The 23,966-nt window shown below is 63.9% G+C and carries 23 protein-coding genes; 12 read left to right on the forward strand and 11 right to left on the reverse strand.

The genetic code is table 11. From position 1 onward, the window contains the following. Positions 1-46: 46 nt before the first annotated feature. Positions 47-739 (reverse strand): TetR/AcrR family transcriptional regulator, encoded by a 693-nt coding sequence (locus H5V43_RS08355; RefSeq protein WP_025547791.1) that lies wholly within the window; start codon positions 737-739, stop codon positions 47-49. Next, positions 736-2,319, reverse strand: a complete 1,584-nt coding sequence (locus H5V43_RS08360; protein WP_025547789.1) for a Na+/H+ antiporter — start codon at positions 2,317-2,319, stop codon at positions 736-738. Before H5V43_RS08360 ends, H5V43_RS08355 begins: the two co-directional genes overlap by 4 nt. Positions 2,320-2,631: 312 nt before the next feature. On the opposite strand from H5V43_RS08360, the gene H5V43_RS08365 reads away from it, so the two are divergent. Further along, complete coding sequence (locus tag H5V43_RS08365) at positions 2,632-5,409, forward strand: TonB-dependent receptor (RefSeq protein WP_397586986.1); 2,778 nt, start codon at positions 2,632-2,634, stop codon at positions 5,407-5,409. A 216-nt stretch (positions 5,410-5,625) separates the two neighbouring features. Here H5V43_RS08365 and H5V43_RS08370 read toward each other — a convergent pair whose 3' ends face one another. Further along, positions 5,626-6,648, reverse strand: coding sequence for a LacI family DNA-binding transcriptional regulator (locus tag H5V43_RS08370; RefSeq protein ID WP_025547785.1), 1,023 nt, complete (start codon positions 6,646-6,648; stop codon positions 5,626-5,628). 145 nt (positions 6,649-6,793) lie between these two features. Here H5V43_RS08370 and H5V43_RS08375 point away from each other — a divergent pair, with 145 nt between their 5' ends. The 4 genes from H5V43_RS08375 (at position 6,794) to H5V43_RS08390 (ending at position 13,994) form a co-directional block, all read left to right on the forward strand. Continuing rightward, positions 6,794-8,638: an alpha-amylase family glycosyl hydrolase gene (locus H5V43_RS08375; protein WP_025547784.1), complete on the forward strand. Its 1,845-nt coding sequence runs from the start codon at positions 6,794-6,796 to the stop codon at positions 8,636-8,638. After that, on the forward strand, positions 8,635-10,224 hold the full coding sequence (locus tag H5V43_RS08380; protein WP_025547782.1) for an alpha-amylase family glycosyl hydrolase: 1,590 nt from the start codon (positions 8,635-8,637) through the stop codon (positions 10,222-10,224). The genes H5V43_RS08375 and H5V43_RS08380 overlap by 4 nt, the downstream gene beginning before the upstream one ends. Positions 10,225-10,345: 121 nt before the next feature. After that, a complete protein-coding gene (locus H5V43_RS08385) occupies positions 10,346-12,412 on the forward strand; it encodes a glycoside hydrolase family 97 protein (RefSeq protein ID WP_025547780.1) in 2,067 nt (688 codons plus the stop codon). A 70-nt stretch (positions 12,413-12,482) separates the two neighbouring features. Then, positions 12,483-13,994, forward strand: coding sequence for an MFS transporter (locus tag H5V43_RS08390; protein ID WP_193666640.1), 1,512 nt, complete (start codon positions 12,483-12,485; stop codon positions 13,992-13,994). Between the two features lie 46 nt (positions 13,995-14,040). Here the strand turns inward: H5V43_RS08390 and H5V43_RS08395 are convergent, their stop codons facing one another. The 3 genes from H5V43_RS08395 to H5V43_RS08405 all read right to left on the reverse strand — a co-directional run bounded on the left by H5V43_RS08395 (position 14,041) and on the right by H5V43_RS08405 (position 15,645). Further along, positions 14,041-14,316 (reverse strand): HD domain-containing protein, encoded by a 276-nt coding sequence (locus H5V43_RS08395; RefSeq protein WP_062017419.1) that lies wholly within the window; start codon positions 14,314-14,316, stop codon positions 14,041-14,043. Between the two features lie 52 nt (positions 14,317-14,368). Beyond that, positions 14,369-14,980 carry a response regulator transcription factor gene (locus tag H5V43_RS08400; protein ID WP_025547776.1) on the reverse strand — a complete coding sequence of 204 codons (612 nt, stop codon included), beginning with the start codon at positions 14,978-14,980 and terminating at the stop codon, positions 14,369-14,371. An 83-nt stretch (positions 14,981-15,063) separates the two neighbouring features. Then, positions 15,064-15,645 (reverse strand): PilZ domain-containing protein, encoded by a 582-nt coding sequence (locus H5V43_RS08405; RefSeq protein WP_025547775.1) that lies wholly within the window; start codon positions 15,643-15,645, stop codon positions 15,064-15,066. Between the two features lie 231 nt (positions 15,646-15,876). On the opposite strand from H5V43_RS08405, the gene H5V43_RS08410 reads away from it, so the two are divergent. Beyond that, complete coding sequence (locus H5V43_RS08410; RefSeq protein ID WP_025547774.1) at positions 15,877-16,293, forward strand: BLUF domain-containing protein; 417 nt, start codon at positions 15,877-15,879, stop codon at positions 16,291-16,293. A 316-nt stretch (positions 16,294-16,609) separates the two neighbouring features. Here the strand turns inward: H5V43_RS08410 and H5V43_RS08415 are convergent, their stop codons facing one another. Continuing rightward, complete coding sequence (locus H5V43_RS08415; RefSeq protein ID WP_037481721.1) at positions 16,610-16,996, reverse strand: response regulator; 387 nt, start codon at positions 16,994-16,996, stop codon at positions 16,610-16,612. Positions 16,997-17,066: 70 nt separating this feature from the next. Here H5V43_RS08415 and H5V43_RS08420 point away from each other — a divergent pair, with 70 nt between their 5' ends. Next, positions 17,067-17,825, forward strand: a complete 759-nt coding sequence (locus tag H5V43_RS08420) for a Crp/Fnr family transcriptional regulator (RefSeq protein WP_025547772.1) — start codon at positions 17,067-17,069, stop codon at positions 17,823-17,825. Beyond that, positions 17,822-18,751: an HWE histidine kinase domain-containing protein gene (locus H5V43_RS08425; protein ID WP_025547771.1), complete on the forward strand. Its 930-nt coding sequence runs from the start codon at positions 17,822-17,824 to the stop codon at positions 18,749-18,751. The genes H5V43_RS08420 and H5V43_RS08425 overlap by 4 nt, the downstream gene beginning before the upstream one ends. A gap of 191 nt (positions 18,752-18,942) precedes the next feature. On the opposite strand, the gene H5V43_RS08430 is transcribed toward H5V43_RS08425, so the two are convergent. From H5V43_RS08430 to H5V43_RS08440, 3 genes are all read right to left on the reverse strand, one after another. Beyond that, positions 18,943-19,140 (reverse strand): hypothetical protein, encoded by a 198-nt coding sequence (locus H5V43_RS08430; RefSeq protein WP_099185653.1) that lies wholly within the window; start codon positions 19,138-19,140, stop codon positions 18,943-18,945. 145 nt (positions 19,141-19,285) lie between these two features. Next, positions 19,286-20,041, reverse strand: a complete 756-nt coding sequence (locus H5V43_RS08435; protein WP_037481737.1) for a Crp/Fnr family transcriptional regulator — start codon at positions 20,039-20,041, stop codon at positions 19,286-19,288. Between the two features lie 422 nt (positions 20,042-20,463). Continuing rightward, positions 20,464-21,102, reverse strand: a complete 639-nt coding sequence (locus H5V43_RS08440; RefSeq protein WP_025547767.1) for a Crp/Fnr family transcriptional regulator — start codon at positions 21,100-21,102, stop codon at positions 20,464-20,466. A gap of 404 nt (positions 21,103-21,506) precedes the next feature. On the opposite strand from H5V43_RS08440, the gene H5V43_RS08445 reads away from it, so the two are divergent. The 4 genes from H5V43_RS08445 (at position 21,507) to H5V43_RS08460 (ending at position 22,902) form a co-directional block, all read left to right on the forward strand. Next, positions 21,507-21,986: a DUF4142 domain-containing protein gene (locus H5V43_RS08445; RefSeq protein WP_244968604.1), complete on the forward strand. Its 480-nt coding sequence runs from the start codon at positions 21,507-21,509 to the stop codon at positions 21,984-21,986. Then, positions 21,983-22,174 (forward strand): DUF3606 domain-containing protein, encoded by a 192-nt coding sequence (locus tag H5V43_RS08450; protein WP_025551729.1) that lies wholly within the window; start codon positions 21,983-21,985, stop codon positions 22,172-22,174. The genes H5V43_RS08445 and H5V43_RS08450 overlap by 4 nt, the downstream gene beginning before the upstream one ends. A 120-nt stretch (positions 22,175-22,294) precedes the next feature. Beyond that, positions 22,295-22,516 (forward strand): hypothetical protein, encoded by a 222-nt coding sequence (locus tag H5V43_RS08455; RefSeq protein WP_025551728.1) that lies wholly within the window; start codon positions 22,295-22,297, stop codon positions 22,514-22,516. An 8-nt stretch (positions 22,517-22,524) separates the two neighbouring features. Then, positions 22,525-22,902, forward strand: coding sequence for a response regulator (locus H5V43_RS08460; protein WP_244968605.1), 378 nt, complete (start codon positions 22,525-22,527; stop codon positions 22,900-22,902). Between the two features lie 9 nt (positions 22,903-22,911). On the opposite strand, the gene H5V43_RS08465 is transcribed toward H5V43_RS08460, so the two are convergent. Further along, complete coding sequence (locus H5V43_RS08465; protein WP_025551725.1) at positions 22,912-23,955, reverse strand: NAD-dependent epimerase/dehydratase family protein; 1,044 nt, start codon at positions 23,953-23,955, stop codon at positions 22,912-22,914. Positions 23,956-23,966 lie beyond the last annotated feature (11 nt).

The following is a 23,966-nucleotide window of genomic DNA, read 5'->3' on the forward strand; positions in this document are numbered from 1 at the left end:
CGGTGGGATTCGGCTTCATCGGCGCGTCCGGAACCGGAGGGCCGTATCAGCCGAGGCCGTCGAACCATTCCTCCACGGAGGCGGGCACGCCCTTGTCCTCCGGCCCGGCCAGCAGGCTGGCGCAGGCGGCTCGCATCACGTCGCGCACATGCGCCTGCAACGGCACCGCGCGATCCTGCGGCTCGCCATGGTCCCAGCGGACCAGCACGCATTGCAGCATCATGTTGCAGAGCAGGATGCGATTGCGGGCGATGTCCGGGTGCACATGCCCGGCCAGCGCCGTCAAATGCCCCATCAGGCGCATCAGGTTCGGCGCCTTGTCCCGCACCTGTGCAAGCAGGCCGGCGTTCAGCGACCAGTAGCGCGTCGCGAAATGCAGCATGAACGCCGCATAGGGATGGCGTCCCCGGCCATCGGCCAGATGAAGCTGCGGCAGGAACAATATGCCGAGCAGCGCCATCGGATCGTCCAGCCTGCCCTGCCGTTCCAGCCTGTCCAGCATCCCGCCCCGCACGCCCTCCATCTTCTCGGCACGGCTCGCGAAGATGGCGGAGAGCAGCCCTTCCTTCGATCCGAAATAATAGGTCACCGCATTGGTGTCGCCGCAACGGGCGGCGGCCGCGATCTCCCGCATCGAAACGGCGTCGATGCCCCGCTCCGCGAACAGCGCCTCGGCCGCCTCGATCAGCCGCAGCGCGGCGGGGATGGCATGGCGCCTGGGGTGACGTCGGTCGGTCATGCCTTGGCGGACAGGGCGCTCAGTTCCTCCAGATCGAGGTCGCGTTCCAGTTCCTGCAACGTATGTTCATCGATCTCTCCTGTGCGGTGGAGGCGCAGCAGTTCCGCCCGCCCGGCGGCTATGGCCTTCAGCACCAGGTCGAAATGGGCGTGGAGCGTCTCCGAAAACTGCGCCTCCTGCCCGGCATAATTGGCGGAAAGTTCGGCATGGCGCTGATAGCGCTCCAGCAGCCGGGGGTGGAGCAGCGTGCCCTGCTCATCATAGGCGTGCACCTCCACGACGCGGACCTGCGCCTGCGCCATGGCGGCTTCCGCCTCGCTCATCGTCATGCGCGGACGGTCGCTTTCCGGTTCCTCCAGCTTCACCAGCCGGATCACGGCGCCCAGGGTCGTCCCTTGCAGCAATACGGTGCCGATGATGACCGCGAAGGCGGCCGTCAGGATGAAGTCGCGTCCGGGGAAATCGGCCGGCACGCTGAGCGCGACCGCCAACGTCACCACGCCGCGCATCCCGGCCCAGCCCAATATGGTCGCCGCCCGGAATCCCAGCGGGCGATAGCCGCAAAGACCCGTCGCCCTGAGCCCCGCGATCACCGCGTCGGAACCGAAAACCCAAATGAAGCGTGCGGCGGTGAGCGCGGCCAGTATCGCCAATATCGGCAGCGCCATTTCGTCCAGCACGACGCCGAAACCGCCGACGCGATCGATCACGCCGCGCAGCGACGAACCGATCAACAGGAAGACGAACGCCTCCATCAGGAAGATCATCACCGCCCAGAAGGCCGTGCCGTTCATCCGCACCATCGCGGGGAAGACGACATGCTGGTACCAGCCGCAGATAAGGCCGGTGGTGACGGTCGCGATCACGCCGGAGGCATGGATGGATTCCGCCAGCAGATAGGACGCCCATGGCGCCAGCAGGGAGGAGGCGATCATCAGATATTTGTCGTCGAGCCGCTTGACCGTCAGCACCCAGAGCGCGCCGATGACCGCCCCGACCAGCGCCCCGCCCACGGCCAGCAGGGCAAAGCTCTGCAACGCGTCGACCATGCTGAAGGCGCCGGTGACGCCGGCGGCTATGGCGAAGCGAAAGAGCACCAGCCCCGTGGCGTCGTTGAACAGGCTTTCCCCCTCCAGCAGGATGGAGAGGCGACGGGGCAGGTGGACATGCTGCAACACCGCGCGGGCCGATACGGCGTCGGGCGGCGAGACGATGGCGCCCAGGGCTGCGCATGCCGCCCAGGGGAGGCCGGGCACCAGCCAGTGCGCGACCGCCGCGACCACGACTGTGGTGAAGACCACCGCGCCCAGGGCCAGCGCTAATATGCCGAACATATGCCGCCGCAAGTGACGCAGGGCGATGAACCAGGCGCCGTCCATCAGCAGCGGCGGCAGGAAGATCACCAGCACCAGTTGCGGATCGAGCGAGATCACCGGCAGGCCGGGCAGGAAAGCGAACAGCGCGCCCCCCGCCAGCAGCGCGACGGCGGGCGGCAGGCCCAGCCTGTTCGCGGCATAATGCAGGACGATGATCGCCAGCAGCATGACGATCACCAGTTCGAACAACTGCATCGGGTGCATTGGCCCTCCCCCCGTCCATCCGCATCATGGCCATATGACATGGAAATCCATCGGCCGACGATGAAAATGCCAGCAGCGCCAGCAGTTTCAAGAGGCGTCTTCCATGCAGCGAAATTCCCCGAAACCGTAGAGGAAAGCGGCGCGCCACTGGCTGCCGGACGGATGGAATTTCACGATAGTCATGATTTTTCAAATAGATAGCCGATCATACTGAATACGTATGTGGGATTCTGTGCAGACCATGGGCGGCGCGGCTATCGGTGACGGCAAGAAACACAAGCAATGCGTCTTGGGGAGGGTCCACAAATGCACATGTCCCATCATTCCATCCTGCGCGCGGCCCTTCTGGCCGGCGCTTCGCTGTCGGTCGCGGCGGCAGCCTCCGCTCAGACCGCGGCTGAGACCGCCGCCCCCGCCGAGCCGCAGGGAGAGGCCATCGTCGTCACCGGCATCCGCGCATCGCTCGCCTCCGCCGCGAAGCTGAAGCGGGATTCTGTGCTGATCGTGGATTCGATCTCGGCGGAGGATGTCGGCAAGCTGCCGGACGTGTCCATCGCGGACTCGCTCGCCCGTCTGCCCGGCGTGACGGCGCAGCGTCTGGAAGGGCGCGACCAGCGTCTGTCGATCCGTGGGCTTGGTCCCGATTTCTCCACCACGCTGCTCAACGGGCGCGAACAGGTGACGGTGGGCGACAATCGCGGCGTCGAATATGACCAATATCCGTCCGAATTCTTCCAGAACGTCAATGTGTACAAGAGCGCGGACGCGGCGCTGATCGCGGCGGGCATTTCCGGCTCGGTCGACCTGCGCATGCTGCGACCGCTGGACAAGAAGGACCGCGTGATGGCGGTGTCGCTGCGCGGGCAGATGAACGGGATGGACAAGCTCAATCCCGACGGCAAGCGCTACGGCTACCGCGCTTCGGCCACCTATATCGACCAGTTCGCGGACGACACGCTGGGCCTGTCGCTGGGCTTTTCCGCCTCGCAAACGCCCTCCCAGAACGAGCGGTTCAATTCCTGGGGCTATCCTTCCGCTCCTGACGGCACGCTCATCATCGGCGGCGCCAAGCCCTATGTGCAATCGAACCTGCTGAAGCGCTATGGCGCGGTGGGCACGCTGGAATGGCAGCCCAGCGATGATTTCCATTCGACCTTCGACGTGCTGGCGTCGCATTTCGAGGAAGAACAGCGGCTGCGCGGCATCGAATTCCCGCTGGTCTGGGGCACCGATGTCGGCGTCAGCGACGTGACGGTCGAAAACGGCTTCGTCACCGCTGCGACCTTCAGCAATGTCTATGGCGTGCAGCGCAACGACTATAACAAGCGCAAGGCCGACATGATCTCGCTGGGGTGGAACAATGACATCCGCCTGAACGATGCGCTGAAACTCAATGTCGATGCGAGCTGGTCGCGGGCCAAGCGCACCGACTTCCTGCTGGAGACCTATTCGGGCACCGGCTATCTGCGTTCCGGCGTGCCGGACACCGTGCGGGTGGAACGCCAGTCGAACGGATTGTTCCACATCGCCCCGACGCTCGACTATACCGATACCGGCATCATCAGCCTGACCGATCCCAATGGCTGGGGCTATAACGGCACGACCGCGGTGGTGCAGGCGGGTTTCCTCAACCGGCCGAAATTCATCGACGACATGAAGTCGTTCCGCGCGAACCTGGTCGGGGACATTTCAGGCAGTCTCTTCTCCCAATGGGAAATCGGCGGCAATTATAGCCGGCGCAAGAAGACCAGCGCCTATACATCCTATTTCCTCTGTCCGCCGGGCGGCACGGACTGCACCATCGCCGGCGGGACGCCGGGATCGGTGGCGGTGCCGAACGAAGCGCTGCTGGGATCGAACGTCTCGCTCGATTATCTGGGCGTGCCGGCGATGCTGACGCTGAACCCGCTCTATCTGTACGACAATGTGCTGGATGCGGTGTACGATAACCGCCCCGGCTCGCTGGTCCGCGACAATGTGGTGAAGGAAGACGTGTTCACCGGCTATGCGAAGCTCAGCATGGACGGGGAACTGGGCGGCAAGCCGCTGAAGGGCGCGATCGGCGTGCAGGTGATCCATTCGCGGCAGGCATCGACCGGCACGATTTCCAACTTCGCCAACGGCGTGGTGACGATACTGCCGGTGTCGGGCAAGGACAGCTACACCAACGTCCTGCCAAGCGCGCAGATTTCGGTGGAACTGGAGCCGAGCTTCTTCGTGAAGCTGGGCGCGGCGCAGACCATGGTGCGTCCGCGTCTTGACCAGGAGCGGATCAACCAGGAGTTCAAATATAATTTGAGCTATGTCGGGATAGGGTCGTCCGATCCGCAGTTCAGTCCGTTCAAGTCAGAGGGCGGCAACATCTTCCTGCGGCCTTATCAGTCGACCAATATCGACCTGTCGCTGGAGAAATATTTCCGGGGCGGCGGTTATGTATCGGTCTCCGGCTTCTTCAAGAACCTGACCGACTTCGTCGATCCCAACAACAATATCGCTTACGACTTTTCCGCCGTTCTGCCGACATTGCCGGCCGATCAGCGCGACGCCATTCTGGCCGACGGAAGCTATATCGGGCTGGTGAAGTCGCCCGCCAATACCGGCAAGGGCACGATCATGGGCGTCGAGGCGACCGCGTCGCTGCCGTTCAAGCTGTTCAGCCCGGCGCTCGACGGCTTCGGCATCTTCGCCAGCGGGTCCTATACGCATAGCGAGGTCGAATATGGCAGCAATCCGACCGAAAGCGTCACCCTGCCCGGCCTGTCGAAATGGGTCGCCAGCGGCACCGCCTATTTCGAGAAGGCCGGTTTCCAGGCGCGGGTGAGCTATCGTTACCGCTCCTCCTTCCTGGGCGAAGTGGCGGGGCTTTCGGCGGCGCCGACCTTCCGCACGGCGAAGGCGGAAGGGATATTGGATGCACAGATTGGATATGAGTTCCAGTCCGGGCCGCTTCAGGGGCTTTCGATCCTGTTGCAGGGCAAGAACCTGACCGATCAGCCCTTCGTCACCTATCAGAATGACGATCCGCGGCAGGTGATCGACTATCAGCGCTATGGCCGGGATTATTATCTGGGTCTGACCTACAAATTTTAACGTCCCCCCGACTGCCTGACTGCACGCAGGCAGTTCTCCCCCGGACCGCCGCCCCTTTCAGGGGTGGCGGTCCTCCCTTTTTATATTCCCCTCCCGTAGGCGGGAGGGGTTAGGGGTGGGTGCGAGCGGAGCGAGCTTCTTCACTATCGGCTAGGGAGGAACGCCGCTGCGCGGCTTGCCCACCCCCGGCCCCTCCCGCTTGCGGGAGGGGAGAAGTCAGGCGGTCATTCTTGTGACCAGTCTTGGCGCGAGCAGCGTGGGCTCCACCGGCTTGCGGTCGATCTGGCCGATCAGCGCGTCCACCAGCACCTCGCCCGCGCGCAGATAGTCCTGCGCGACGGTGGTCAGCGGCGGGCGCGTCAGGCTGGCGGCGGGGATGTCGTCGAAGCCGATCAGCGCCACATCCTGCGGCACGCGCATGCCCGCTTCGTCCAGCGCCCGCATCGCGCCGATGGCGATCAGGTCCGATCCCGCGAAGATCGCGTCGAATGGCAGGCCGCGCGCGATCAGGCGGCTGGCCGCCTCATGCCCCGACTGTTCGGTCGAAAGGGCGTCGACATGCAGGCCGATGTCGACCGGCAATCCGGCCTCCCGCATGGCCTCGGTCAACCCGGCATAGCGGTCGCGGAATTCCGGATAGCGGCTCGACGCATCGCCCAGGAAGGCGATGGTCCGGCGCCCCCGCTCGATCAGATGCTGTCCCGCTTCGCGCCCGCCCCGCCGGTTGTCGCAGCCGATGGTCATGCCCAGCGCATTGGGGTCGACCGATCCCCAGCGCACGAAATGGGTGCCCTGCGCCACCAGTTGCTCCAGCCGGGCGCGATAGCTTTCATAATCGCCATAGCCCAGCAGGATGATGCCGTCGGCCTTGCGGCTGTCCTCATAATCGACATGCCAGTCGGTCGAAAGCTGCTGGAAGGAGGTCAGCAGGTCGTAGCCCCGCTTGGCGCAGGTTTGCAGGATCGGCCCCAGCATCGAGAGGAAGAAGGGATTGATATAGCTTTCGTCGGGCAGCAGATCTTCGAAGAAGAGCAGCGCCAGCGTGTTGCTCTTGCCCCGGCGGAGGGAGGAAGCGTTCTTGTCGACCGTATAGTTGAGCTGGCGGGCGATGGCCTCGATCCGCTTGCGGGTGGCTTCGCTGACGGTGCGGTCGCCGCGCAGGGCCCGGGACACGGTCGGCTGGGAAACCCCCGCAAGCGTCGCGATGTCGAAGGACGTCGGTTTTTCGTTCACGGCCATCGCGCGATCCTACGCCCTGCCCCGGATATTGGAAAGATAAGCTTTTGAATACGTATGTCGGCTGCTTGGCCCGGCGGGTGCGAACCGATTAAGACCCCCTATGAAAGCCGCTGCAATCAAGCCAGAAGGCAAAGGGAGGAACGCCATGCGTGGAAGGAAGGCGATGCTGTTTGCCGCGCTGGCTGCCCTGGCCATCCCTGCCCTGTCGCCGGCAGCCCAGCCGTCCGATTTCCGGGCGCGGTTGCCGGAGGATGAAGTCATCTATTTCCTGCTGCCCGACCGGTTCGACAATGGCGACCCGGCCAACGACAAGGGCGGGTTGAAGGGCGACCGGCTCGTCACCGGCCATGATCCCGCCTCCAAGGGTTTCTATCATGGCGGCGACCTGAAAGGGCTGATCCGGCGGCTCGACTATATTCAGGGGCTGGGCGCGACCGCCATCTGGGTCGGGCCGATCTTCCGCAACAAGCCGGTGCAGGGGCCGAAGGGGCAGGAAAGCGCAGGCTATCACGGTTACTGGATCACCGACTTCACCCATGTCGATCCGCATTTCGGCACCGACGCCGATTTCGCGGCGCTGGTGGAGGCCGCGCATCGCCGGGGGATGAAGGTCTATATGGACATCATCGCCAATCATACGGCGGACGTGATCCGTTACCGGGAATGCCCAAGCACAAATGCGGACACACCATGCCCCTATCGTTCGCGGGCCGACTATCCCTATCAGCGGCAGGGCGGCGTCGGGGGCAAGCCGATCAACGCGGGCTTCACGGGCGATCAGGATCATGGCGAAGCGAATTTCGCCAGGCTGACCGACCCGTCCTATGCCTATACGCCTTATGTGCCCAAGGGCGAGGAACGGGTCAAAAACCCGGCTTGGCTCAACGATCCGATTTACTATCATAATCGCGGGGAAACGACCTATTCGGGCGAGAGCGCGACCATGGGGGACTTTGCGGGGCTGGACGACCTGATGACGGAGAATCCGCGGGTGATCGCGGGCATGATCGATATTTTCGGCGGCTGGATCGACCGTTTCGGCGTGGATGGCTTCCGGGTGGACACCGCGCGCCATGTCGATCCGCATTTCTGGCAGCAGTTCGTTCCCGCGATGCAGGCCCGCGCCAAGGCGAAAGGCATCCCCAATTTCCATATTTTCGGGGAAGTCTATGTCGAGACGGTCGATGCCGGGCCGCTCGCCTGGCATACGAAGGAGGGCGGCTTTCCGGCGGTGCTGGACTTCGCCTTCCGGCAGGCGGCGCTGGAGACGGTCGCGGGCAGCGGCGCGACGGCGATCTGGGAGCGGATGCTGGCCGGGGACGTGCTCTATCGCGATGGCGAGGCGACAGCGCGAACCTTGCCGACCTTCGTCAGCAATCATGATGCCGGGCGCTTCGCCACCTTCGTGCGCAAGGCTTTCCCGCAGGCGAGCGATGAGGAAGTGCTGCGCCGGGTGATGCTGGCCAACGCCATGCTGCTGACGATGCGCGGCGTGCCGACCGTCTATTATGGCGACGAGCAGGGCTTTGTCGGGGACGGCGGCGATCAGGATGCGCGGGAGGATATGTTCGGCAGCCGGGTCGCGAGCTATAACGACAACCGCCTGCTGGGGACCGACGCCACCACGGCCACGCCGCGCTTCGACACCGGCCATCCGCTTTATCGGGAGATCGCCGCGCTGGCCCGTCTGCGCACCGCCCATCCGGCGTTGCGGCGCGGCCGGGAGGTCATCCGGGCGCGGGGCGACGAGCCGGGCCTCTTCGCCCTCTCCCGCTTCGATCCGGAGAGCGGCGCGGAAACATTGATCGCCTTCAACACGTCCACCGCGCCGATCAGGGCGCAGGTCGAGGTCGATGCGCGGTCCGACCAGTTCACCACATTGGCCGGAGCCGAATGCGCCGCAAGCGCCTCCGCCCCCGGCAGCACCGCCGTCTCCCTCCCCCCTCTCAGCTACAGCGTCTGCGCTGTCCGGAGTGCCGTACCCCAATGACCGACACGACCCTCCCCTGGTGGCGCGGCGCCGCCATCTACCAGATTTATCCGCGCAGCTTTGCCGACTCCAATGGCGACGGCATCGGCGACCTCAAAGGCATCACCGCCCATCTGCCCTATGTGGCGTCGCTGGGGGTGGATGCGATCTGGCTGTCGCCCTTCTTCAAGAGCCCGATGCGCGATTTCGGCTATGACGTGTCGGATTATTGCGACGTCGATCCGATCTTCGGCACGCTGGAGGATTTCGACGCGCTGGCGGCGCGGGCGCATGAGCTGGGGCTGCGCATCATCGTCGATCAGGTCTGGGCGCATACGTCGGAGGAGCATCGCTGGTTCGTCGAAAGCCGCTCCAGCCGCGACAATCCCAAGGCGGACTGGTATGTCTGGGCCGATCCCAAGCCGGACGGTTCCCCACCCAACAACTGGCAGTCGGTGTTCGGCGGCCCGGCCTGGACCTGGGATGCGCGGCGCGGCCAATATTATATGCACCAGTTTCTGGCGCAGCAGCCGCAACTGCACCTGCATCATCCGCAGGTGCAGGAGAGCGTCTTCGACATCATCCGTTTCTGGCTGGACCGGGGGGTGGACGGGTTCCGCATCGATGCCATCAACCATTCGATGCACGATCCGGAGTTGCGCGACAATCCGCCCGCGCCGGAGGATGGCAAGGTGCGGACCCGGCCGTTCGACTTCCAGATCAAGAAGTACAGCCAGAGCCATCCGGACATTCCGCTGTTCCTGGAAAAAGTCCGGCAAGTATTCGATGAATATCGGGATCGCTTCACCGTGGCCGAAGTCGGCGGAGCGGACAGCGACATAGAGATGAAGGCCTTCACGCAGGGCGATGGCAGGCTGAATACGGCTTATGGATTCGACTTTCTCTATGCGCCGGAACTGACCGCCGAATTCCTCAAGACGGCGCTCGTCAAATGGCCCTGCGAAACCCATACGGGCTGGCCGAGCTGGGCGTTCGAAAATCATGATGCGCCGCGTGCGGTGTCGCGATGGGCCAAGGGGGTGGACCCGGACGCCTATTGCCGGATGAAGATGCTGCTGCTCGCCTGCCTGCGCGGCAATATCTTCCTCTATTATGGCGAGGAACTGGGACTGCCGCAGGTCGACATCGCGTTCGAGGATCTGCGGGACCCCGAGGCCATCGCCAACTGGCCGCTGACGCTTTCCCGCGACGGCGCGCGAACGCCGATGCCGTGGCGGGCGGATGCCCCCTATCTGGGATTTTCGGAGGCCAAGCCCTGGCTGCCGGTCGGGGAAGCGCATCGCGCGCTCGCCGTGGATGTGCAGGAGGCGGATGCGGATTCGCTGCTGCACTGGACGCGGCGGGTGCTGGCGCTGCGCAACAGGTCGCCCGCGCTGCGCGTGGGGGCGATCGATTTCCTGGAGACGCCGGAGGAATTGCTGGCGTTCGAGCGGGAGCATGAGGGCGAGCGGTTGCTGTGCGTGTTCAACCTTGGGGATGAGCCTGTGACATGGACGCCGGCGGGTCATTGGCAGCCGTTGCTGTCGACCGGCGGAGTCGAAGGATGGCATTTCCCCGCAGCTTCCGGCCTTGTCGCGCGCGTTTAAAGGCATCGTACAATGTTCCTGCGTAGGCAGGAATCCAGTCCCACCACCTGAACTGGGCTCCTGCCTCCGCGGCAGCACGTCGCGCTTTGATCTCGTCAGGGCAGACTCAAAAGGAATTATCATGAAGAAACTGACCGCGCTCACCCTGCCGCTTTTCGCGCTTTCGCTGGCCCCGGTGGCTGCCCGCGCCGATGTGGTGGCGAAGGCAGCTTCCCCCGATGGCCGCATCACGCTGACCGTCAGCCTCGATAATGAAGGCCGCCCCAGCTACGCCGTGCAGCGCGACGGCAAGGCGCTGATCGCGGACAGCCGCCTGGGCTTCATGTTCACCGACGCGCCGAAGATCGAGCGCAACCTGACGCTGGCCGACAGCCAGACCGGCAAGAGCGACACGACATGGACCCAGCCCTGGGGCGAATGGTCCAGCATCCGCGACCATCACAATGAGATCCGCCTCGCCTTTCGCGAGAAAAGCGACCTTCAGCGCGAGATGGACGTGACCTTCCGCCTGTTCGACGATGGCGTGGCCTTCCGCTACACGCTGCCCGATCAGGCAAACCTGCATCACGCCAATATCGCGGAGGAACTGACCCAGTTCGCCTTTGCGGAGGGCGGGACCGCCTGGTGGAAGCCCGCCTTCGAATGGAACCGGGAGGAATATCTCTACAACAGGACGCCGCTCGATGCGGTCGGCACCGCGCAGACGGTGATGACGGTGAAGCTTGCCAGCGGCACGCATGTCGCGCTGCATGAGGCGGCTTTGGTGGACTATGCGGGGATGAACCTGGCGCGGGCGCAGGGCAATATATTCCGCGCCGCGCTGACGCCGGGTTCCGGGGCGCCCAAGGTTTCGCGGGACGCCGGTTTCTCGACGCCGTGGCGCACCATCGCCATCGCGGACGATGCGGCGGGGCTGTACATGAACCATATGATCCTGAACCTCAATGAGCCGAACAGGCTGGGCGACGTGTCGGGCTGGATCAGGCCGGGCAAGTTCGTCGGCGTGTGGTGGAACATGATCAAGGGAGACTGGACGTGGGCGCGCGGGCCGAAGCATGGCGCGACCACCGCCAATGTCCGCCGCACTATCGACTTCGCCGCCGCCAACGGCATCCCCGCCGTGCTGGTCGAGGGATGGAATGTCGGCTGGGACGGCAACTGGTTCGGCAATGGCAACGGCATGAACTTCTCCCAGCCCACCGAGGATTTCGATGCCGATGGGCTGGCCGCCTATGCCAGGTCGAAGGGCGTGACGCTGATCGGCCATCATGAGACGGGCGGCTCCGCCAGCCATTATGACGGGCAGCTCGACAGCGCGTTCAAATGGGCCGCCGACCATGGCGAGCGGGTGGTGAAGACCGGCTATGTCACCGACGCCGGGCAAATCGAGCGGGTCGATCCCGATGGCTCCCAGCATCGCGAATGGCATGAGGGGCAGTGGATGGTGAACCACTATCTCCGCGTGGTGCAGGCGGCCGCGAAATATAAGGTCAGCATCGATAGTCACGAGCCGGTGAAGGATACGGGTTTGCGGCGCACTTATCCCAATTGGGTGGCGCGCGAAGGCGGGCGCGGCATGGAATATAATGCCTGGGTCGGCGGCAAGAATCCGCCTGAGCATGAAGCCAATCTCGTCTTCACCCAGATGCTGGGTGGGCCGATGGACTTCACGCCGGGCGTGCTCAGCCTCTCCGGGTCGGAGGGGAGTGCGATCCAGTCGACCATCGCCAAGCAGTTGGCGCTTTATGTCGTGCTGTACTCGCCCTTCGTGATGGCCGCGGATACGCCCGAAAATTACGCGAAATATCCGGGGCCGTTCCAGTTCATCAAGGATGTGCCGACCGACTGGTCCGACACCCGCGTGCTGAATGGCGAGGTGGGCGACTATGTGACCATCGCGCGCAAGGCCAAGGGCAGCAATGACTGGTATCTGGGCGCGGTCGGGGATGAAGAGGCGCGCTCCAGTCAGGTGAAGCTCGACTTTCTGGAGGCCGGGCGGTCCTATGTGGCGGAGATTTATCGGGATGGGCCGGGGGCGGACTATCGCACCGAGGCGCGTCATGCGATCGTGATCGTGAAGAAGGCGGTGAAGAAGGGGGATGTGTTGAGCATCAATCTCGCGCCGGGCGGGGGGGAAGCGATCCGCTTCGTGGCGGGTGGGGGCAAGGGCAGGCGCTCAATACGATAAGATACCCCACGCCGTTCGCCCTGAGCCTGAACGGGGATAGGAATAAGTATGAAGCAAAGGTTGGGGACGCATGGATCAGGCGCAAGATAATCTGGAACCGCAGTCCCGCCCTCGCCAGGGCTTTTGGGGCCTGTGGAACATCAGCTTCGGCTTTTTCGGCATCCAGATCGGCTTTGCGCTGCAGAACGCCAATATGAGCCGCATCTTCCAGTCGTTGGGCGAGAGTCTGGACGATCTGGCGCTGCTGTGGATCGCAGCGCCGCTGACGGGGCTGCTCGTCCAGCCGATCATCGGCCATTATAGCGACCGGACATGGTGCCGTTTTGGGCGGCGGCGGCCTTATTTCTTTGCGGGCGCGCTGTTCGCGGCGCTGGCGTTGGTCGGCATGCCCAATGCGCCCGGCCTGCTCGCTGCGGCGATGATGCTGTGGGTGCTGGACGCCTCGCTCAATGTTTCGATGGAGCCCTTCCGGGCCTTTGTCGGGGACATGCTGGCGAAGGAACAGCATATGGCGGGCTACGCGCTCCAGACCGCCTTTATCGGTGCGGGCGCGGTGATCGGCTCGTCCACGCCTTGGCTGCTGGACAAGCTGGGGGTCGCCAATGTCGCCAGCGGGTCCGGCATTCCCGACACGGTGCGGATCAGCTTCTATATCGGCGGCGCGGCCCTGTTCCTGGCGGTGTTGTGGACCGTGCTCACCACCCGCGAATATTCGCCCGAGCAAATGACGCGCTTCGAACCGTCGGAGGGCAAGCCCGTCGCTGAGAGGGACGCTGTCCCGGCCATCCCGCCCGGCGGCACGCTCTGGATCGTCGCCGGGCTGGCCGTCGTCGCGATCGTCCGCATCCGGTCGCTGGAGAAGGAACTGTACCTGCTCGGCGCGCTGCTGGCCGGCTATGGCGCGGCGCGGATGCTGGCGCGCCGGCTGCACCGGGGCGGTCGCACCGACAATCTCCTCACCCATGTGGTCGGCAATTTCGCGACCATGCCCGTCATGATGAAGCGCCTTGCGCTCGTCCAGTTCTTCACCTGGTCCGCGCTGTTCATCATGTGGATCTACACCACGCCGGTCGTCGCCCAATATGTCTTCGGGTCCGCCGATCCCACCAGCGCCGCCTATAATGCGGGCGGCAACTGGGTCGGCATCCTCTTCGCCACCTATAATGGCGTCGCCGCCCTGGCCGCACCCTTCCTGCTGCAACCGCTCGCCCGCCGGATCGGCCAGGCGCAGACCCATGCCCTGGCGCTGATGCTGGGCGCGTTGGGCTTCCTTTCCTTCCTGTTCCTGCGCGACGCCCGCATGCTGCTGCTGTCGGAAGTCGCCATCGGCATCGCCTGGGCATCCACGCTCGCCATGCCCTATGCGATGCTCGCCTCCAGCGTGCCGCAGGCGAAGCTCGGCATCTATATGGGGCTGTTCAACGCCTTCGTGGTCATCCCGCAACTGCTGGTGGCCACCGTCATGGGCACGATCATGCGGCATTTTTTCCCGACGGAGCCGATCTGGACCATGGCCTTTGCAGCGGGCGTCATGCTGCTCGCCTCAATGGCCGCCCTGCGCTGCCGCCAGGCGCGAAGCTGAGGAAAACCGGTGATCGCAAAAGCGCTTCATGGAAAAGTCGACAGGCTCAGCAAAGGCAGTCGACACCCGATTCCTCTTCGTCGGAAATCATGGCGTCCGCCACCTTCTTATATCTGCCTATTATTCGCCTGCATTCTTCCTGCGACTTGAAATATCCGAAATCATCGTCACCCGGGACCCTGTCCTGCTTCGGTTTTTTCACCATTAACCATGGCGTAAACGCAGACGATGTTTCACAATCAGATGCCTGCCTGAGATCGGTCCATTTCTTTCTGACAATCCCGCCCCCGAATATGGGGCCGGGAACATCCATCTTTGTCATTTCCAATCCTGTATATTGGGAATGATGGCGACGATTTCACATATTCAACAGGTCAGGGTAATCCTGAATCGGGCAAGAACCGGATGATTTCGGAGAATTTCTTGACGCCGAACTTCTTCATGATGCTGGCGCGGTGCATTTCCACCGTTCTGATGCTGATCTGCAGCGCGTCCGCCACATCCCTGTTGCTGCCGCTGGAACTCAGCGCGCGCACGACATCCAGCTCCCTTTTGGTGAGGCTGCCGAAATAGGCTGCGGCGGCTTCCCGCCGGCGCTGTATCTCGATGTTCCGTTCCAGCATGGGCCAGGCATTGGCGAGCACCTTGAGCAGCAGGCCGTCGGCAAAGGGCTTTTCCAGAAAGTCGATGGCGCCCCGCTTTATGACGTCGACCGCCGTCGGAATATCGCGCGACGCCGTCATGACGATCAGGGGGATGTCCACCCGCCGCGCGGACAGTTCCTGCTGAACCGCCGGCCCGGCCATGTCGGCCAGATGCAGTTCCATCACCGCAATGCCGGGCGCTAGAAAATCAAGCGCCTCGATAAAGTCGGAACCGCAGGAAAAGGGGACGGGCCCGAACCCTTCCCGGCGCAGGATTCGCACCAGTTCCTGGCGCATCCTGCTGTCGTGGTCCACGATATAGACTGGACATCCTGGGTTCATAGCCAATTGCCTAGACCATCATTCCCGCGCCAACGCGCGAAGCCGCCAATGGTTTCGGCTCCGATCCTTTCTTTTTTATCGCGTCAGTTCGCAGCCGTCCGGCGGGGTTCGAAGAAGACCCCGATCATCCCGCCGCTCGACCACTGCACCCGCCCCATCCGTACATCCAGGCCGCGGGTTTTCACAAGCAGCCGCGTACCTTCGCCCAGACCGCCCACTTCGATCATCATCCCTTCGGCCGACAGGTTGCGGATCGTCCCGATCAACACGGGCGTGGAAGTCACCAGCGTTGCGGAGAAATCGACCGCCAGTCGGCGGCTGCGCGGCTCGTAGGTTTGGGGCGCGGGGTTCGCATCAGGCTCCTCGCCCGGAATCCAGGGCAATGTCTCTTCAAGCAGAAGACCGCATTTGGGCCCGTTGATCCAGCGGACCTCCGCCGTGCGGAAGCTGGCGTCGTCGAAGCTCACATGCACCTGCTGGTGCAAGCCCAGCGACAGGGCGCACCGTCCGCTCAGTCCCGCATGGGACACATTTTCGACAGACAGGTTCGCTTCCTCGACGACCGGATAGAGCAATGCCGTCTTGAAGACGGTCTGCCGGGGGTGCCGGCGTTTCTCCATCATCGCGCTCCGGTCGTCGGACGGCTTTTCTAGCGGCTCGGTCATACGGGTTCCCACAGATTCGCGGAATCCCATAAATGATTGGACTTGCACGCCGATTAGCGGGGAAATAGGTATTTTTACGATATCGCCCGGAGCGGTTGCATTAACCTTCATCTCCTAGACAGCCGGGGGCCGTTTTCTCCGCTGAGGCCGGCCTGGAACCGGCGGGGCGCATTTTCAGTCCCATCATGCGCCTCGCCTTTACTTTCCTCAGACAAATGGCATCATCGTCGCATGCTTGCTCGATGGTCCTATATTAGCACCAGCCAGTTGGATGCAACCCAAGCCGAAAAACACATGGAAGAGATCGTCCAGGTCTCCATTCCGCGCAACCGCTCGCTGGAAGTGACGGGCGCGCTGCTGTTCACGGGCAACCGCTTCGCCCAATATCTGGAAGGCGCGCCGGCCGCCATCGAAAACCTCAAGGCGAGCATCCTGCGCGACCGGCGCCACAGGGAGGTTCAGACGATCGCATCGGGCGAAGCGCCGCATCGCCATTTCGTCACCTGGTCCCTCGCCTATGCCGGCCCTTCCCATTTCGTTTCCGACATCATCGAACGCGCCTTGAACGATGCGCTGGAAAAGGGCGACGAAGGGTTCGAAGCGCTGGTTCAGATGATGTCGGAATTTTCGATCCGCGGCCGGGGTTGAGCTTTCGTCCCGCCATGGCGCGGCGACCCCGATATGTCATCCGCCCGGAAAGCAGGCGATTATTAACTCAGATCAATATCCGCCGGGGAACAGGAAGACCTGCCGCTGGTTGCTCTGCCATGCCACTCGCCCTATCCTCGCCGATCGTCCGGGCGTCGGCCGGTCCACTGCCATTGTCACGCAGTATGCATGGCCTTGTCCCTTCCCCGCCCCACCGATATGGGCAAGGGCAGACCATCGGTGTGAATGACAGACGCCCCGGTCGGGCGGAACGTCCAGCGCACGACCGGTTCGGAAAGAAAGGGAGAGCCCGATGTCAGAGCCTGTGGTCCGTGCCCGCCAGAACCATGCCGATCGCCCCCAATATGTCCGTGCGGGAATAGGGCTTGATCACCCGCCTGCAGCTTTCATAGGCCGACGGCAGGCTTTGTTCGTCATAGCCCGTGACGATGATCACCGGCACGGAACGCGCGACCAGTTCGTCGATCAGGGGATAGCTCATCTCCCCCTGAAGATTGACGTCGAGCATGACGATGTCAGGCAAGTGCTCCGCAATGGCCTTGAGCGCGCCGAACAGGCTGCCATGCGGGCCCATCACCGAAAACCCCTCTTCGGCCAGCAAGGCGCCAAGGTCGCTCGCGAGAAAATAATCATCCTCCACCACCAGCACGCGAACCGCGCCGGGGGTCACCCCTTCCATCATTCATCTCTCCTCTCCCGCCAGCCGTCGCACGGGAATGGGCGGCAGAAAATAACATAGGTGGAAACGCGCCATGTCATCGCTCGATATCCCGCAGGTTGCGATGAAGGATAGCATCACTGCCCAGAAACTGGCGGCGCACTGGCCGCTCGGCCGGCGCGACCGGGACGTGATCAACGGCCTGGCCGGTCGGGCGCTTCAACCGCTTCGCACCGGCACGGACCTGTTCACCCAGGGCGACCGGCTGACCTCCATCTTCTTCCTGCTGGAGGGATGGGCGGCCCGGTACAAGATGCTGGAGGACGGCCGCCGCCAGATCGTCAGCCTGCTGCTGCCGGGCGATCTGTGCGATCCCTTCTGCTTCCTGCTCCATCGCGCCGACCATGGCGTCACCGCGCTCACGCCGGTCAGGGTTGCCGAAGTCGGACGCAGCCAGTTCGAGGAGATCGCGCTGGCCCATCCCGAAATCACCAAGGCGATGTGGATCAACGCCCTGATCACCGCGTCCATCCAGCGGGAGTGGTGCGTCAATCTGGGCCGCCGCACCGCGCTGGAACGGTTCAGCCATCTCTTCTGCGAACTCTATCACCGGCTGCTGAAAGTGGGCCTGGTCAGCGGCAACGGCTTCCACTTTCCCGTCACGCAGCTCGAACTGGCGGACGCAACGGGATTGACGATGGTGCACACCAACAGAATATTGCAGGAAATGCGTCGCCAAAGGCTGATAGAATTGCACCGGCGCCATCTTTTCGTGCCGGATCTCGCAGCGCTGGAGCGCGTCTGCGCCTTCGATCCTTCCTATCTGCATCCGGCGGCGCAAGAGGCATCGTGACGACACCATCCCCGACCGACGGCTGGCGCGACTTCCTCGCCCTCTTCGATGCCTCTCCCCTGCCCCAGATCCAGGTCGGGCCCAACGACAATATATTGCGCGCCAATGCGGCATTGACGGAATTGCTGGGCATTCGGCCGGACCGGCTGATCGGCGGGCGGCTGGTCGTGCCGGCATCGGGCGAGTCGGCGGCACGGCTGAGCTGGGACGACGGCAAATGCGAGGCGCGGCTGTTCGCCGCCGTACTGGTGACGACGCCCGACTATCGCGTCTGCGTCGTGCAGTTCGGCAATGTCGACGCCCTGGAGGCGGCGGCGCGGCAATATCTGCTGCGCGACGTGCAGCATCGGCTGCGCAACCTGATCGCCTCCGTCCGCTCCATCTTCCGGCGGACAGCCGCGACCAGCGATTCCGTCGACCATCTCACCAGCCATTTCCTGGGACGGCTGGACGCCATCGCCCGGATCGAATCCAATCTCGCCCTGGCGGAACGCCATGGACTTGAACTGCACGACCTGATCATGGACGAGCTGGCGGCGTTCGCCGTCCGTGCGGGGGAACAGGCCTTTCTGGAGGGGCCGGATGTCCGGCTGCGCACCTCGGCCGCGACGACATTGGCCCTCGCCTTTCATGAACTGGGCAATAATTCCATCAAATATGGCGCGCTCGGGTCGGACGGCGGCCGGGTCTGGGTCCGATGGTGGAGCGACCGCGAACCGGCCGGCCCGGTGCTGCGCATCCTTTGGGAGGAAAAGGGCGGCGACAGCCCGACAGCCGCCCGCCGGTCCGGCTTCGGCACGGAGATGCTGACCAAGACGATCCCGTTCGAACTGGACGGTTCGGGCACCATCGACTGGACGCCCGGCGCGTTCAAGGTGCACATCAGCCTGCCCATGACCAAGAGGCTGCTGCACCCCAGCGACTAGAGCCAATCGACATTCAGCCCTGACGGCCTGCAAATGACGCTTTTCCGTGCTTCCGGTGCTCACCTACTTTGAGTAGGCCGCGCTCCGGGTCACGGAAAACCGCCATTTTACCTTCGGTGGCCTCCGGCTCGGCTCGTCATCTTCTGAATGTCGATTGGCTCTGGAGCATCCACGCGCCGCATGGCGCCGCTTCAGCGCTTTTCGTTCGGCGTCAGGCCCTCATGGTCGTCGGCCCTGTTCTCGCCCGTCTGCTGGTCTTCCTTCAGCACGTCATGATGCCAGAAATTGCGCCCGATGAAGACGACGGCGATCACCAGCAGGACGATTCCCACCACCCAGATCGCCGCCAGCCCGAGACGCCGATCGCTGGGACGTTCCGGTTCGTGCATGTCGGCGGTTCCTCTGGTTTCATGGTCTTGAGGGGAAGCATATGGCCATGCCTCCCAGCACACAGAACGGCGGCGGACGTTCCCCCGTTCCTGGCCGGCCCATAACCTGGATCATGGCCGGCGCGCTTCTTCGCCCTTCCGCCGGCTAACCCTGTTCTTCCTCCAACTCGACATGCCGGTCCATCCGGCCGAGCCAGGCCTGGGGGCGGAAATCGGACAGTTCGGTCAGGCGGCGCCAGTTGGGGATGGTGATCCGCCGCCGGTCGCGTTCGATCACCCCCGCCTTTTCCAGCGCCTTCAGCGTCCGGTTGACATGCACGGTGGTCATGCCGGTGGCGTCGGCCAGCTCCACCTGGGACAGGGGCAGGATCAGCCGGCACCCGTCCGATCCCCCTTCCGGATAGCTGCGCATCACCAGCTCGCAAAGCAGATAGGCTATCCTTCCCCTGGCGTCCCGCCGGCCCATATTGCTGATCCAGGCGCGGAAGACCGATGTTTCGGCCGTCATCTCCGCCCACAGCGCATCGGCGATGTTCGCCCGCTCGCGCATCAGCGCCAGCACGTCCTCCAGCGGAATGGCGGCGACGCGCAGATCGGTCAGCGCCTGGACGAAATCCTCCGATGGAAAGAGCTGCACCGGCGGCAGCGTCAATATGTCGCCCCGGCCATGTATTCCCACGATATGGCGGCCGCCATTGGACGATATGCGGTGGCGATGGGCAAAGCCCGACAGCAGGATCAGGCAGGATTGCGGCCGGTCGCCCTCCCGGATGATATAGTCCCCCGGTTCGCAATGACGCAGGCTGTGCGGCAGGGATAGCAGAGCGGCGCCGTCTTCCTTCGAGAGAGCCGTGCGCCCGCCAAGGCGCGCCAGCAGCGGCAACAGGATCGGTGATGGCATTTTCATGAGCGGGATGGGATGCCGTCTTCGTCTCCGCCACGGCCGCGATGCTCGCCGCTGGCCGTCCGGCTGTCCATGGCGGAATGCCGGCCTGCCGCATGCAGGACCGGGCCGTCGCGACGCGGCGCTCTCCCCCCGGCGGGAAGAACGACGGAGCAGTGCGGCATGGGACTCATTATAAGGGTGGAGGAATTCATCCCGGATCGTGTCATGACTCGTCGTCTTGGTGGCGCTGCTCATTCTCCTTCGGTCGACCGGCCGGCGCCGGCGTTCGAACGAAGAAGGATTCACCTTGCTCCAGCCGCCCGCCGACGCTCGCTAACATATGCTAATGCAGGTGCAATTTTTGCCGTTGGGCCTCATTTTCCGGGGCTGGACGGTTGCAGAAGTTGCGCGACATCAAGAAGTTCGCGCCCGTCCGATCAGGCCGCCATGTCCTGGCCGGTCAGGGCGGCCACTTCGCGCAGGGCCTGAAGCTCCGGTATGCGCAGCCATTTGGATTGCAGTTCGACCAGACCGCGCGCCCGCATGGATTGCAGCGTGCGATTCACATGGACCGGGGTCAGCCCGGTCATGTCCGCGATCTCCATCTGCGTCAGCGGCATGGCGCATTGCTGGCCATAGGCAAGGCCCGCCTGCCGCATGCGTTCGAACAATTCCAGCAGCAGATGCGCCACCCGTTCGAGCGCCGTCTTGCGGCCCAGGGTGACAAGCCAGTTGGCCTGCCGTTCGATCATGCCGGACAGCGCCTGCCAGAAGCCGTTATGCCCGTCGAAACCGGCGTGCGAGGGTATGCGACAGGGCAGCCGGAGCGCCCTGACGTTGGTGATCGCCACCACGGGCTGGGACGCCACCCCGCCCAGCGCCCATTGCGGATCGCAATAATCGCCCGGCAGATAAAGCGCCGTAATCTGGCGGCGGCCATCCGACAGCAGCCGGTATCGGCACGCCCACCCTTCCTGAACATAAAGCATGGCGTCGGGTTTTTCATTTTCCCGGGCCAGAAACTGATGCATTCGGAAATGAACCTGGTTTTCGCCTTCGGCAACCTGGCTTAACATGGACTACTCCCTGTTAAGCCCCCCTGGACCAATATCGATTGAACCTGCCCCCACCATAGCGTTTCTGGTTCATGCTGGATTCACCTATGTTTCCTCGCAGCAAATAATTGGGATGGAGCGAGAAAAAGAGCCGATGAACGCGGCACGCCCTCCGGCGGCCTCCGGAAAATTGCCGTTTGTCTAGGGTGTGTGGGGATTCAGTTCAGGGTGGAGCGAAAATGGTGGCTTTCGAGAACCAGCGCGCAGCGTACTCAAAGTACGTGAGCACTGGAAGCGCAGAAAGCCGCCATTTGCAGCCCGCCATGGGCTGAATCTCTACACAGCCTAATGCAGGTTATCGCGCGGGCGTGGGGCCGTGGAACCTCCTAACCCCGAAAACCGCTGGCTTTGCAGGAGGAACGACCATGTCCAAAATGCTCTTGCTGATGCCGCTGATCGCCGTGGCGATGCCCGCCGCCGCGGCGGAATCGCCCACTGCCTATCTGGGGAAAGCGGGCGCGGGCGACCTGTACGAACAGACATCCAGCAAGATCGTGCTGGAAACGACCAGGGATGCCAGGGTCAAGAGCTTCGCCACCATGATGGTGAGGGATCACGGCAAGAGCACCGCCATGCTGAAAAGCGCGGCTGCGGCATCGGGCGTCAAGGCGCCGCCGCCCAGTCTGACGCCCGATCAGCAGGCGAAGGTCAGGGCGCTGAAGCAGGCGAAGGGCGCCGCCCGCGACACCCTCTACTGGCAGCAGCAGAAGGCGGCTCACAGCCAGGCGCTGCAACTGCATCAGGATTATGCCGCCCACGGTTCCGACCGGTCGCTCAAGGACGCGGCGGCGAAGATCGTGCCTGTGGTGAAACATCATCTCGACCTTCTGAACGCAGACCGATGACGGACGTCCATAGCCTCGCCGCCCCTGCCGCTCCCCCGGACCTGAAGCATGTCTCGCTGGATCGGGAAAGCGATGCGCGCTACTGGCAGCAGCGTTTCAGCACATCGCGTGCCCGGCTGGAGCAGGCGGTCGAGCAGGTCGGCCATAATGTCAGCGCCATAGCGGAGTTCCTCCGCCACAGCGGCTGACGGCGGGCGTGGCGGCCAGACCCTTGTTGCACCCGGATAAAAGATCGACCAGGGCCGCGCCTTTCCGGGAACTAGCCCGTCGGCGCGCCTGTTCTCTCCTCAACGAAAGGAGAGTTTTCGATGCACAAGGAAGAGGAAGACGGCCGCATCGTCACCCATGTCTCACGGCAGGAGGCGCGAAGCGGCGCTTCCACCCATGTCACCCGCTATGTTCTGGGCATCAGCCTGTTACTGGTCGTGATCGCCTTCGCCATCCTTCTGGCGGGCGGCTTCTTCAGCACTGCCGAAACGGGCGCCGACGGATCGCACATGGCCAGCCCGGCCGAAGCGAACGGAGGCTGAGTCCCGGCATGATGGGCCAGACCGACCTTGCGGCACAGACGGTGTTGATCGTCGAGGACGACTATTATCTCGCCTTCGATACGGCGGAAGCGCTGCGAGGCGCGGGAGCCGGGATCATGGGGCCTTTCCCGACCGAGGAGAAGGCGATGGCGGCGATCCGCCAGGAACGCCCCACCGCCGCCGTGCTGGACATCAACCTGGGAAACGGTCCCTCCTTCGACCTTGCGCGGTTGCTGAAGGAACGGGGCGTGCCGTTCCTGTTCCTGACCGGCTATGACGAGGAGATCATACCGCCCGATCTCGGCGATACATTGCGGCTGCAAAAGCCGGTCGCGCCCCGGGAGATCGTCGCATCGCTCGCCAAGCGCCGCCAGGGCAGCGCCTGACGCCCGGATTCATTCGGCCGCGATGCCCGCGCCTCCCACGAAGGAGGCGCCGCTCAACGCGGGACTGCATGCAAAGCCCGGCATGCGATCGTAAAGCTCCTTCTCGAAAAAGGCGCAGGTGATCGCCAGCCCCTCGCTCAAGGGAACGTGCGGTTCCCAGCCGAGCAACTGGCGCGCCCTGCGGATGTCCGGCCTGCGCCGGCGCGGATCGTCGACCGGCAGCGGCTGGAACACGACCTGGGACCGCGTGCCGGTGGCGGCCACGACCTGATCCAGCAGTTGCAGGATGGTATATTCCTCAGGATTCCCCAGGTTGACCGGCGCCATGTCGGACAAGGGCGCCTCCATCAACCGGATCAGCCCGTCCACCATGTCCGACACGAAGCAGAAGCTGCGCGTCTGCGATCCGTCGCCATAGATGGTGATGGCATCGCCCGACAAAGCCTGGCAGACGAGGTTGGAGATCACCCGGCCATCGTCGGGATGCATGTTCGGGCCATAGGTGTTGAAGATCCGCGCCACCCGCACATCGGCGCGGCCCAGCCGGGCGAAGTCGAAGGCCATGGCCTCCGCCGCGCGCTTCCCCTCGTCATAGCAGGCGCGGGGGCCGGTGCAGTTCACCCAGCCACGATAGTCCTCGCGCTGGGGATGCGCCTCCGGATCGCCATAGACCTCGCTGGTGGAGGTGAGCAGGAAGCGCGCGCCGACCTGCTCCGCCAGCCGCAGCAGGCGATCGGTTCCGACCACGCTGGTCAGCATCGTATGTTCGGGATCGGCCTGATATTGCGGGGGAGAAGCGGCGCAGGCGAGATTGTAGATGCGGCTGATGTCGCGCCGGCGCGTGACCGCATCGGGCAGGGGATCGACGATGTCGCCGCGCACGAAGGTGAAGGCGCGATGCCCCTCCAGCATCCGCAGGTTGACCTCCCGCGAGGTCTGGAGGTTGTCGAGGCAGATCACCTCATGCCCCCGGTCCAGCAGCGCCCGGCACAGATGCGACCCGATGAAGCCGGCTCCTCCGGCCACCAGGGCTGTTTCACGCTTTCCGTTCATCGACCCTCCGT

Origin of the sequence: Sphingobium fuliginis (assembly GCF_015074805.1) — a bacterium.
Lineage (GTDB): Bacteria > Pseudomonadota > Alphaproteobacteria > Sphingomonadales > Sphingomonadaceae > Sphingobium > Sphingobium fuliginis.

Excerpts from the sequence above, each read along its gene's own strand:
- H5V43_RS08430 (WP_099185653.1), bottom strand. The coding sequence starts at position 19,140 with ATGCACGAACCGGAACGTCCCAGCGATCGGCGTCTCGGGCTGGCGGCG.
- H5V43_RS08450 (WP_025551729.1), top strand. The coding sequence starts at position 21,983 with ATGACGGACGTCCATAGCCTCGCCGCCCCTGCCGCTCCCCCGGACCTG.
- H5V43_RS08365 (WP_397586986.1), top strand. The coding sequence starts at position 2,632 with ATGTCCCATCATTCCATCCTGCGCGCGGCCCTTCTGGCCGGCGCTTCG.
- H5V43_RS08460 (WP_244968605.1), top strand. The coding sequence starts at position 22,525 with ATGATGGGCCAGACCGACCTTGCGGCACAGACGGTGTTGATCGTCGAG.
- H5V43_RS08415 (WP_037481721.1), bottom strand. The coding sequence starts at position 16,996 with ATGATGGAAGGGGTGACCCCCGGCGCGGTTCGCGTGCTGGTGGTGGAG.
- H5V43_RS08410 (WP_025547774.1), top strand. The coding sequence starts at position 15,877 with ATGCTTGCTCGATGGTCCTATATTAGCACCAGCCAGTTGGATGCAACC.
- H5V43_RS08400 (WP_025547776.1), bottom strand. The coding sequence starts at position 14,980 with ATGAACCCAGGATGTCCAGTCTATATCGTGGACCACGACAGCAGGATG.
- H5V43_RS08380 (WP_025547782.1), top strand. The coding sequence starts at position 8,635 with ATGACCGACACGACCCTCCCCTGGTGGCGCGGCGCCGCCATCTACCAG.
- H5V43_RS08390 (WP_193666640.1), top strand. The coding sequence starts at position 12,483 with ATGGATCAGGCGCAAGATAATCTGGAACCGCAGTCCCGCCCTCGCCAG.
- H5V43_RS08360 (WP_025547789.1), bottom strand. The coding sequence starts at position 2,319 with ATGCACCCGATGCAGTTGTTCGAACTGGTGATCGTCATGCTGCTGGCG.
- H5V43_RS08435 (WP_037481737.1), bottom strand. The coding sequence starts at position 20,041 with ATGCCATCACCGATCCTGTTGCCGCTGCTGGCGCGCCTTGGCGGGCGC.
- H5V43_RS08455 (WP_025551728.1), top strand. The coding sequence starts at position 22,295 with ATGCACAAGGAAGAGGAAGACGGCCGCATCGTCACCCATGTCTCACGG.
- H5V43_RS08395 (WP_062017419.1), bottom strand. The coding sequence starts at position 14,316 with ATGACAAAGATGGATGTTCCCGGCCCCATATTCGGGGGCGGGATTGTC.
- H5V43_RS08420 (WP_025547772.1), top strand. The coding sequence starts at position 17,067 with ATGTCATCGCTCGATATCCCGCAGGTTGCGATGAAGGATAGCATCACT.
- H5V43_RS08375 (WP_025547784.1), top strand. The coding sequence starts at position 6,794 with ATGCGTGGAAGGAAGGCGATGCTGTTTGCCGCGCTGGCTGCCCTGGCC.
- H5V43_RS08385 (WP_025547780.1), top strand. The coding sequence starts at position 10,346 with ATGAAGAAACTGACCGCGCTCACCCTGCCGCTTTTCGCGCTTTCGCTG.
- H5V43_RS08445 (WP_244968604.1), top strand. The coding sequence starts at position 21,507 with ATGTCCAAAATGCTCTTGCTGATGCCGCTGATCGCCGTGGCGATGCCC.
- H5V43_RS08370 (WP_025547785.1), bottom strand. The coding sequence starts at position 6,648 with ATGGCCGTGAACGAAAAACCGACGTCCTTCGACATCGCGACGCTTGCG.
- H5V43_RS08405 (WP_025547775.1), bottom strand. The coding sequence starts at position 15,645 with ATGACCGAGCCGCTAGAAAAGCCGTCCGACGACCGGAGCGCGATGATG.
- H5V43_RS08355 (WP_025547791.1), bottom strand. The coding sequence starts at position 739 with ATGACCGACCGACGTCACCCCAGGCGCCATGCCATCCCCGCCGCGCTG.
- H5V43_RS08440 (WP_025547767.1), bottom strand. The coding sequence starts at position 21,102 with ATGTTAAGCCAGGTTGCCGAAGGCGAAAACCAGGTTCATTTCCGAATG.
- H5V43_RS08465 (WP_025551725.1), bottom strand. The coding sequence starts at position 23,955 with ATGAACGGAAAGCGTGAAACAGCCCTGGTGGCCGGAGGAGCCGGCTTC.